This is a genomic window from Pandoraea pneumonica (genome assembly GCF_902459645.1).
GTDB lineage: Bacteria > Pseudomonadota > Gammaproteobacteria > Burkholderiales > Burkholderiaceae > Pandoraea > Pandoraea pneumonica.
This window is the reverse complement of the sequence record NZ_CABPSK010000004.1, coordinates 324247-333765: the sequence shown is the minus strand read 5'-3', so window position 1 is coordinate 333765 and position 9519 is coordinate 324247. Positions and strand designations below refer to the sequence as shown.

General features: G+C 63.2%; 6 protein-coding genes and 1 pseudogene. 5 read left to right on the top strand and 2 right to left on the bottom strand.

Annotation, left to right across the window (positions count from 1 at the left end):
• Positions 1-138: pseudogene (locus PPN31114_RS26655) on the bottom strand (ESPR-type extended signal peptide-containing protein); the annotation flags it as partial.
• A gap of 14 nt (positions 139-152) precedes the next feature.
• On the bottom strand, positions 153-1937 hold the full coding sequence (locus PPN31114_RS20710) for a ShlB/FhaC/HecB family hemolysin secretion/activation protein (protein ID WP_150681401.1): 1785 nt from the start codon (positions 1935-1937) through the stop codon (positions 153-155).
• A gap of 508 nt (positions 1938-2445) precedes the next feature.
• On the opposite strand from PPN31114_RS20710, the gene PPN31114_RS20705 reads away from it, so the two are divergent.
• From PPN31114_RS20705 to PPN31114_RS20685, 5 genes are all read left to right on the top strand, one after another.
• A complete protein-coding gene (locus PPN31114_RS20705) occupies positions 2446-4788 on the top strand; it encodes a bifunctional salicylyl-CoA 5-hydroxylase/oxidoreductase (protein WP_150681400.1) in 2343 nt (780 codons plus the stop codon).
• Positions 4789-4797: 9 nt separating this feature from the next.
• Entirely contained in the window at positions 4798-5613 is an 816-nt protein-coding gene (locus tag PPN31114_RS20700) for an SDR family NAD(P)-dependent oxidoreductase (RefSeq protein WP_150681399.1), read from the top strand.
• 112 nt (positions 5614-5725) lie between these two features.
• A complete protein-coding gene (locus tag PPN31114_RS20695; protein ID WP_150681398.1) occupies positions 5726-6589 on the top strand; it encodes an enoyl-CoA hydratase family protein in 864 nt (287 codons plus the stop codon).
• 13 nt (positions 6590-6602) lie between these two features.
• Positions 6603-7823, top strand: coding sequence for an acyl-CoA dehydrogenase family protein (locus PPN31114_RS20690; RefSeq protein ID WP_150681397.1), 1221 nt, complete (start codon positions 6603-6605; stop codon positions 7821-7823).
• 50 nt (positions 7824-7873) lie between these two features.
• Positions 7874-9517: an AMP-binding protein gene (locus PPN31114_RS20685; RefSeq protein ID WP_150681396.1), complete on the top strand. Its 1644-nt coding sequence runs from the start codon at positions 7874-7876 to the stop codon at positions 9515-9517.
• The last annotated feature ends 2 nt before the right edge of the window (positions 9518-9519 follow it).

Genomic DNA, 9519 nt, shown 5'->3' with positions numbered 1-9519 from the left:
CCGCGTCGCACCCGCGCGGGTGCGACGGCGCGACGATCGTGAAGTCCCGGGCGTGCGCCCACAGCGGACATGTTCTCCAACGGCAATCCATTGACGCCGGACGTGACTGAAAACAAGACGGAAACATCGGTGATTCATGGGAATTCGGTAGCTCAGTAGCGCAGGGCGAGGGAGACGCCGGCGACGAGGGAATTGATCGGGAACCCGGCCGGGCGATAGAGCGGCTTGGCAAGAAAAACGTCGTAACTGGCGCTGACGAACGCGTCGGTATGCGCAGCGAACTGGCCACGCAAGCCGAACACAGCCCCTGCCAACTGCGTGCCGGGCAATTCACGCGCGCCTGCGCCGAAAACGCGTCCGTAGTCGACGCCGACATAGAGCGCATGCGCGCTTGTGCCGAACGGCATGTGAATTTCGTTACGGAGGAAGAAGCCACGCGACGCGCTCAACGTGTAGTCGCCCGTGAAGCCGCGCACGCTGTAACGCCCACCGATCGCGATTTGATCGACCGCCCATAGCGCGTCAGCGGTGGTCTGGGCATGAAAGACACCGACGTATCGCAACGGCGTCGGTTCGATGGCGAGGGCAGGGAGTGCTGGCAGCGCGGGCAACGGTACGGACCACTGCGCGTCCAGTAAGACGATGTGATAGCGATAGGTCTGTTGTGCGGTGCGCTGAGTGACTGGGTCGCGTAGATCGTCTTGCGCGCCGAACCAAGGCATGCCCTGTCGATAACTCAGCACTACGTCGGCTTGCGCGGTGCCCACGTACTGCCGACGCGCCACACCGATCTGGAAATAGGTGTTGTTGCGGTACTGCTGCGGGATCTCGAAGTCTTCGATGAAGCTTTTGCCGAATCGGCGGCCCAGCCGGACTTCCAGCGCCGTCTTACCGTTGCGGTCGCGTTGCACGACGCGCTCCACCTTCAATTCGGCAATTTGGTTGCGCCCGCTCGACACAAACGTCTGATTCGCCCCGGCGATGCGCTGAAAGTACGCGCGCGTGCTACCGAAGATCGACACCGTGTTGTACCCCCACGGAAACGAGTAGCTGAAGCTCGCGCCCTTCGTGCCGAAACGATCGTCCCCCGTGGCTAGGTCATGCTGCACGGCGACGTCGAGCAGATCGTTAAGCCCTAGGAGGTTGTCGACGCCAAGCGCAATTTGGCCTTGTAGGCGGCCTGTGTCGCGGGTGCCGCTGTTGTCGACCGACGCTAGCAGTCGCCATGGGCGCCTGCGCTGGGTATCGATCACCAGCACGCTGGTGCCCGGTGCGTCACCTGGCTCGATACGAATATCGGCATCCTGACTCGGCATGCGCTTGAGCTGCTCCAGCCCTTGCTCAAGCGCAGGGAGCGAAAGGATGTCGCCCTCGCGCAGGGGGAGGGCGGCCTGCCAGTGTGTGCGTGTGTCGGGATCGCTGAAGCGCACGGCCGAGACCACGCCGGGAACGATCAATAACTTGAGGCGACCACCGGCGAGATCCTGTTCAGGGACCGCCACACGTGTCGTCAGCCAGCCTTGGGTGAGTACGGCATCCGTAGCAAACGTAGCAATATGGGCGATGCCCTTTGCCCCAGCGCACTGGCCGATGAACGGTGCCAAGGCGCGCTGCATAAACGTGAACTGCGTTGGCAGGGGTACGCCGTCCACGGTCGCGATATCGATTTCACGCAGCGCGACACAGGGGGCTTCTATGGGAAGGGTGGTGAGATCTGTGTTGCCCTTCGCCATCGGCGGCGAATTGAGCGTCAGACGCGCGTCAGGCGCGTCGCTACGTTGCGTGCGCTCATCGCTTTCACGCCGCTGCTGTTCCAGTCGCTGATCCTGCACGCCCTGACGACCGGCTATGGCTGCGGTAGCCGATGCGGCGGGAAGCGCGAGGATGAGCGCGCCGACGATACGAAAAAGAAAAACAAGACGGTCACGATGTGCCACGAATGCATTGCCTGGTTACGAAGTCGAAAATCGCAGCGCGTGACAAAGCCACCGTCGGTGAGGACGGTCATCGGTCGTTGTCGGTACTTCAGCGCGCGCTGGCGCGGGAGGCGGGTGCAACAGTGAGCACGGCGAGCGTGCTACAGCCGGGGGGGCTTACACCAAAGCGTTTGGCCGGGGTTTGCAGTGAGAACCACAGATGGCGAAACTGGGACCAATTCTGTCAGCCAAGTGACGAGTTGTAATTGTAAAAATGGCTCAAATTATGGAATTCAGAATCATCCGATGCGGTATTGCGCAATATCCCGAGCGATTTTCGGAATTTGAACGCGGATTTTCTGCATTCGACAAAGTAATGTAGAGACTTCGCGTTTTCCCCACCCGGGGCATCCGCAATCTGACCTTGTAGGGCGTAATTTTTTTCGCTAGTATTTTAGGCATAAACTATTTACGATTTAACAAAGATCGGCGTGAACGGTGCGCGGTCAATGTTTTCCGGAGGGTGGAGATGAATATCGTCTGTATCGGTGGCGGTCCTGCCGGCCTGTATTTCGGGCTGTTGATGAAGCTGCGCCAACCTTCGCACCGCGTGGTGGTGGTCGAGCGCAATCGCCCGTACGACACCTTCGGCTGGGGTGTGGTGTTCTCCGACGCCACCATGGATAACCTCCAGGAAGCCGACCCAGTGAGCGCCGCGCAGATCAACGAGGCCTTCAACCACTGGGATGACATCGATATCCATTTCGAAGGCCGCACCATCACCTCGGGCGGTCACGGCTTCATCGGCATCGGCCGCAAGAAGCTGCTCAATATTCTTCAGGCGCGCTGCGAAGCGCTCGGCGTGGAACTCGTCTTCGAGACGGACGTCGCCGACGATCAGGAAATCGCACGCCGCTATCAGGCCGACCTCGTCATCGCCTCCGATGGCCTGAACAGCCGCATCCGCACCCGCTACGCCGACACGTTCCGCCCCGATATCGACACGCGCCAGAATCGCTTCGTCTGGCTCGGCACCCATCAGCGCTTCGACGCCTTCACGTTCGCCTTCGAGAAAACCGAGCACGGCTGGTTTCAGGCGCATGCCTACCAGTTCGATGCCGATACCTCGACGTTCATCGTCGAGACGCCCGAAGCCGTCTGGCGTGCCCACGGCATCGATCAGATGAGCCAGGAAGAGGGCGTGAAGTTCTGCGAGCAGTTGTTCGCCAAGTACCTCGGCGGCCACGAACTGATGAGCAACGCCAAGCACCTGCGCGGCTCGGCGATCTGGATTCAATTCCCGCGCGTGATTTGCGAGCGCTGGGTGCACTGGAATGACGTGGACGGCAAGCGCGTGCCGGTCGTGCTGATGGGCGACGCCGCGCACACCGCACACTTCTCGATCGGCTCAGGCACGAAGCTCGCCCTCGAAGACTCCATCGCGCTGGCCGACGGTCTGGGCACCGACGGCGTCGATGCGCTGCCGCGCGTGCTGGGCGATTACGAAGCCGCGCGCAGCATCGAAGTGCTCAAGATTCAGAATGCCGCGCGTAATTCGACCGAATGGTTTGAAACCGTCGAGCGCTATGCGCGCTTCTCGCCGGAACAGTTTGCCTATTCGCTGCTGACGCGCTCGCAGCGCATCTCGCACGAGAATTTGCGTGTGCGCGACGCTGCCTACGTCGAAGGCTTCGAAGATTGGCTGGCCGAACATGCCGGAGTGTCGCGCGCGGCCGGTCAGCATGCGATTCCGCCGATGTTCACGCCGTTCAAAGCGCGGGGTCTCACGCTCAAGAACCGCATTGTGATGTCGCCAATGGCCATGTATTCCGCTGTCGACGGCGTGCCCGGCGATTTCCACCTCGTGCACCTTGGCAGCCGCGCGTTGGGCGGCGCGGGCATGATCGTGGCAGAAATGACCTGCGTGTCGCCCGACGCCCGCATTACGCCGGGATGCCCGGGGCTGTGGAACGACGCGCAGCGCGACGCGTGGAAGCGCATCGTCGACTTCGTGCATGCGGGCGGTGACGCCAAGATTGCCATGCAGATCGGCCACGCCGGTCGCAAGGGCTCGACGCGACTGGCTTGGGACGGCATCGACCAGCCGCTCGATGACGGCAATTGGCCGCTGATCTCGGCCTCGCCACTGCCGTATATTGATGGGGTTTCGCAAACGCCGCGCGAGATGTCCCGTGCCGACATGGACCGCGTGAAAGACGACTTCGTGCAAGCCGCCCGCCGCGCCGCCGAAGCCGGTTTCGACTGGCTCGAACTGCACTGCGCCCACGGCTATCTGCTCTCGAGCTTCATTTCGCCGCTCACCAATCAGCGCAACGACGAATACGGCGGCTCGCTGGACAACCGCCTGCGTTACCCGCTTGAAGTCTTCCATGCAGTGCGTGCCGTGTGGCCCGAGAACAAACCGATGTCGGTGCGTATTTCCGCGAGCGATTGGGTCGAAGGCGGTATCACGCCGGACGATGCCGTGCTCATCGCCCGTGCGTTCAAAGACGCCGGTGCCGATCTCATCGACTGCTCGTCGGGGCAGGTCAGCAAGGAAGAGAAGCCGGTTTATGGCCGTATGTTCCAGACGCCTTTCGCCGATCGCGTGCGCAACGAGGCCGGGATTCCGACGATTGCCGTGGGCGCGATCTTCGAAGCGGATCACGTGAACAGCATCATCGCGTCGGGCCGCGCAGACCTTTGCGCACTGGCGCGCCCGCACCTGGCCGACCCGTTCTGGACGCTGCACGAAGCCGCGAAGATCGGCTACAAGGATCTCGCGTGGCCAGCCCAGTACTATGCCGGCAAACGGCAGTACGAGACGAATCTGGAACGTGCTGCCGCGTACGCACAGCAGATCGGTAAATAAGGACGCGCCATGACGCAACAGACAACGCAGGGTAGCGCCACGCCCCCCGCAACGCTCAAGGGCGTGCATGCGCTCGTGACGGGCGGCGCGCGTGGCATCGGCGAGGCGGTAGCCCGCTCGCTGCTCGCGCAAGGGGCCCGCGTGACGCTGCTGGGTCGCAGCGAGTCGACGCTGGCCAGCGGCGTGCAGGCGTTGGCGGCGTTCGGTGACGTCGACTGGGTGAGCGCTGACATTGCCGACGCCGCAGCGGTTAACGCCGCCTTCGCACGCGCAACCGAGCGTTTCGGCCCCGTGCAAGTGCTGGTGAACAACGCCGGGCAAGCGGTCAGTGCGCCGTTCGGCAAAACGGACAGCGCGTTGTGGCAGCAGATGATCGACGTGAACCTGACAGGCACGTTCCACTGCATTCAGGCGGCACTGCCCGCGATGCTTGCCGCTGGCTGGGGCCGCATCGTCAATGTGGCGAGTACGGCCGGGCTGGTGGGGTATCCGTATGTCACCGCTTACTGTGCGGCGAAGCACGGCGTGATCGGGCTGACGCGCGCACTTGCGCTCGAAGTGGCAAAGAAGGGCGTGACGGTGAACGCCGTTTGCCCGGGCTATACCGAAACCGACATCCTGCGCGACACCATCGCCAATATCGTCGCGAAGACCGGTCGCACCGAGGCCGAGGCGCGCGCCGAACTGGCGAAACACAATCCGCAGGGACGTCTCGTACAACCGGCAGAAGTCGCCGACACCGTGCTGTGGCTTTGCCAGCCGGGGGCGGCGGCGCTCACCGGGCAATCGGTCGCGGTGGCCGGTGGCGAAGTGTTGACCGGCTGACGTGCGGGGCGACGAATCTACGCATCCCCGCATCGGCTGATCGTCTGAAAACTATCGAACTGTTTCATCTGGCCCGCTCTCGGTGCCGATGAAGCCCAAGGAGGCAAAGGTAATGAGTGACGTGAAACTGACCATGGCGCACCACAAGCGCCCGTTCGCGAACTTTGAGGCCAAGCATTTTCTGTGGTCGGTGTCGAATGACGCACATGGGCGTCCGAGCATCGGCACCATCACGCTGAACCGCCCCGACAAGAAGAACCCGCTTACGTTCGACTCGTATGCCGAACTGCGCGATCTGTTTCGCGGCCTGGTCTACGCAACGGATATCAAAACGGTGGTCGTGACGGGCGCGGGCGGCAATTACTGCTCGGGCGGCGACGTGCACGAAATCATCGGCCCGCTCACGCAAATGCGCATGCCGGAACTGCTCGACTTCACCCGCATGACGGGCGATCTCGTGAAGGCCATGCGCGCGTGTCCGCAACCGATCATCAGCGCGATCGACGGCATTTGCGCTGGCGCGGGCGCGATGATGGCACTTGCGTCCGACATGCGTCTGGGGACACCGCAAACGAAGACGGCCTTCCTGTTCGTGCGCGTGGGGCTCGCCGGTGCGGACATGGGCGCGTGCACGCTGCTGCCGCGCATGATCGGTCAGGGGCGTGCTTCGGAGTTGTTGTACACCGGTCGCGTCATGACGGCGGAAGAAGGCCTGCAATGGGGCTTCTTCAATGCGCTGCACGATGGCGGCGCGGTGCTCTCGGCGGCGCAAACGCTGGCCGATCAGATCGCCTGCGGCCCGACGTTCGCGCATGGCGTGACCAAGAAGTTGCTGCATCAGGAATGGAATATGGGCGTCGACGAGGCCATCGAGGCCGAAGCCGAAGCGCAAGCCATTTGCATGCAGACGCAAGACTTCCGCCGCGCTTACGACGCCTTCGTCGCGAAGCAGAAGCCGGTGTTCAAGGGCGACTGAGACGAGCGAGATCATGAGCCAGAACACAACGTCCAACGCGAACGCCAACACCCACGCCAGCACGCCGCAGAACGCGCGCAATGGCGAATTCCTCGCGTGGCCATTTTTCGATGAAGCCCATCGCCAACTCGGCACGCAACTCGATGCGTGGTGCACGCGCGAGTTGCACGTCGATCATCACGCCGACACCGATGCAACCTGCGTGTCGCTGGTGCGCCAGTTGGGCCGCGCCGGTTGGCTGAAATACTGTGTCCCCGCCAGTCACGGCGGCGCACTCGACAAATTGGACTCGCGCGCCCTGTGCGTGCTGCGCGAGACGCTAGCGCGTCACGACGGACTGGCCGACTTCGCCTTCGCGATGCAGGGCTTGGGCAGCGGTGCGATCACCCTCGCAGGCAGCGACGCTCTGAAGCAACGCTACCTGCCGCGCGTGGCAGCGGGCGACGCGATTGCCGCCTTTGCGCTGTCGGAGCCCAACGCGGGCTCGGACGTGGCCGCGATGGCCTGCACCGCGACGCTCGACGGCGATCACTACGTGCTGAACGGCGAGAAGACGTGGATCTCGAACGGCGGCATCGCTGACTTCTACTGCGTGTTCGTGCGTACCGGCGAAGCGCCGGGTGCCCGCGGTATCAGCGCCTTCGTGGTCGATGCCGACACGCCAGGGCTGACGATCGCAGAGCGCATCGATGTGAGCGCGCCGCATCCGCTCGCTCGCCTCAAATTCGATAACTGCCGCGTGGCTGCCACGCAGCGACTGGGCGAAGCCGGGCAGGGCTTCAAAGTCGCGATGATGACGCTCGACATCTTCCGTGCGTCGGTGGCCGCCGCAGCGCTGGGCTTCGCACGCCGTGCCCTCGACGAAGGGCTGGCGCGTGCGAAGTCGCGTGAGATGTTCGGTCAGACGCTTGCAGATTTCCAACTGACGCAGGCAGCCTTGGGCGACATGGCGACTGCCGTGGACGCGGCGGCGCTGCTGACCTACCGCGCGGCATGGCAACGCGACGTGCAAGGCCAGCGCACCACGCGTGAGGCGGCCATGGCAAAGATGTTTGCCACGGAATCGGCGCAACAGGTCATCGACCGCGCGTTGCAAATGTTCGGTGGCGCGGGCGTCGTGTCGGGCGCCATCGTGGAGCGGCTCTATCGCGAAATTCGCTCGCTGCGCATTTACGAAGGGGCGACCGAAGTGCAAAAACTCATCATCGCGCGCGAACTGCTCAAAGACGGCTGATCGCCGAAGGCTTGACTGACTGCTGGATTACCGGGGGCAAGGAGAAGCACATGGAACGATCTGGACATCTCGACACTTTCGCGCGCGACAACTTGCCGCCCGCGGATCAGTGGCCCGAGTTTCTGCTCGACAATCCCGACGTGGCGTATCCGGCGCGCATCAATTGCGCCGCCGAATTGCTCGATCGCACGATTGCGCAAGGGCGGGGCGACGCGCCGGCGATTTACTCCGTCGAGAACGGTCAGCCCACGGTGACGTCGTACGCCGGCCTGCGCGAGATGGTCGACCGGATTGCGCATGTGCTGCGTAACGATATGGCACTCGTGCCGGGCAACCGCGTGCTGCTGCGTGGCCCGAACAACCTGTTCATGGCGGCGGCTTGGCTGGCGGTGATCAAGGCGGGGCTGGTCGGCGTGCCGACGATGCCGCTGCTGCGCGCGAAGGAACTCAAGCAAATCGTCGATAAGGCGGAAGTCAGCGCCGCGCTGTGCGACGGGCGTCTCAAGGAAGAACTGGAATTCAATCGTCAGGCAGGGCACGAGTATTTCTGCCCGGTGCTCACGCAGGTGGTCTATTTCCACGATGCAGGTGAGCACTCACTGGAGGCCCGCATGGCCCGCCAGCCGGCGAGCTTCGAGGCCTGCGATACGGCGGTGGACGATGTCTGCCTGATCGCGTTCACGAGCGGCACGACGGGGCAGCCGAAGGGCACGATGCACTTTCACCGCGACGTGCTCGCGATGTGCGATCTGTTCCCCCGCCATGTGCTCAAGCCGGGCCCGGACGACATCTTTTGCGGCACTCCCCCGTTAGCGTTCACTTTCGGTACGGGCGGCTTGCTGACGTTCCCGCTGCGCGTGGGCGCGTCGACGGTACTGCTCGAGAAGCTCACGCCGGACTCGCTGCTACAGGCCATTCAGGATTACCGCGCGACGATCTGCTTCACCGCGCCGACGTTCTATCGTCAAATGGCGGCGCTAGTCGGTAAGTACACGCTAACGAGTTTGAAGAAGACGGTGTCGGCGGGGGAAGCCTTGCCCGATGCGACGCGTCAGTTGTGGAAGCAGGCGTCGGGCATCGAGATGATCGATGGCATCGGCGGCACGGAGATGATCCACATCTTTATCTCCGCCGCGAACGGCGACGTGGTGCCAGGCGCCATCGGCAAGCCCGTGCCCGGCTACATCGCGATGATCGTCGACGAGAACATGCAGCCGCTGCCCCCGGGCAAGGTTGGCAAGCTCGCCGTGAAGGGGCCGACGGGCTGCCGCTATCTCGCAGATTCGCGTCAGATGAACTACGTGAAGCAAGGCTGGAACCTGCCGGGCGATACGTTCATGTGCGACGAAGCGGGCAATTACTACTATCAGGCGCGCTCGGACGACATGATCGTCTCGGCCGGGTATAACATCGCTGGCCCGGAAGTAGAGTCGGCGCTGCTGACGCACCCGGCCGTGGCGGAGTGCGGCGTGGTGGGGGCGAACGACGAGGCGCGCGGTCAGATTGTGAAAGCGTATGTCGTGCTCAAGCCGGGGCAGCCTAGCGATGACGCTATGGTGAAGACGCTTCAGGAGTATGTGAAGGCTAACATCGCGCCTTACAAATATCCGCGTGCCATCGAGTTTGTCGACGCGCTGCCGCGCACGGAAACCGGTAAATTGCAGCGCTTCAAGCTGCGGCAGATGGCGCAGTGATG

Coding starts and splice junctions, on each gene's coding strand:
- PPN31114_RS20705 (WP_150681400.1), top strand. CDS start 2,446: ATGAATATCGTCTGTATCGGTGGCGGTCCTGCCGGCCTGTATTTCGGG.
- PPN31114_RS20700 (WP_150681399.1), top strand. CDS start 4,798: ATGACGCAACAGACAACGCAGGGTAGCGCCACGCCCCCCGCAACGCTC.
- PPN31114_RS20695 (WP_150681398.1), top strand. CDS start 5,726: ATGAGTGACGTGAAACTGACCATGGCGCACCACAAGCGCCCGTTCGCG.
- PPN31114_RS20690 (WP_150681397.1), top strand. CDS start 6,603: ATGAGCCAGAACACAACGTCCAACGCGAACGCCAACACCCACGCCAGC.
- PPN31114_RS20685 (WP_150681396.1), top strand. CDS start 7,874: ATGGAACGATCTGGACATCTCGACACTTTCGCGCGCGACAACTTGCCG.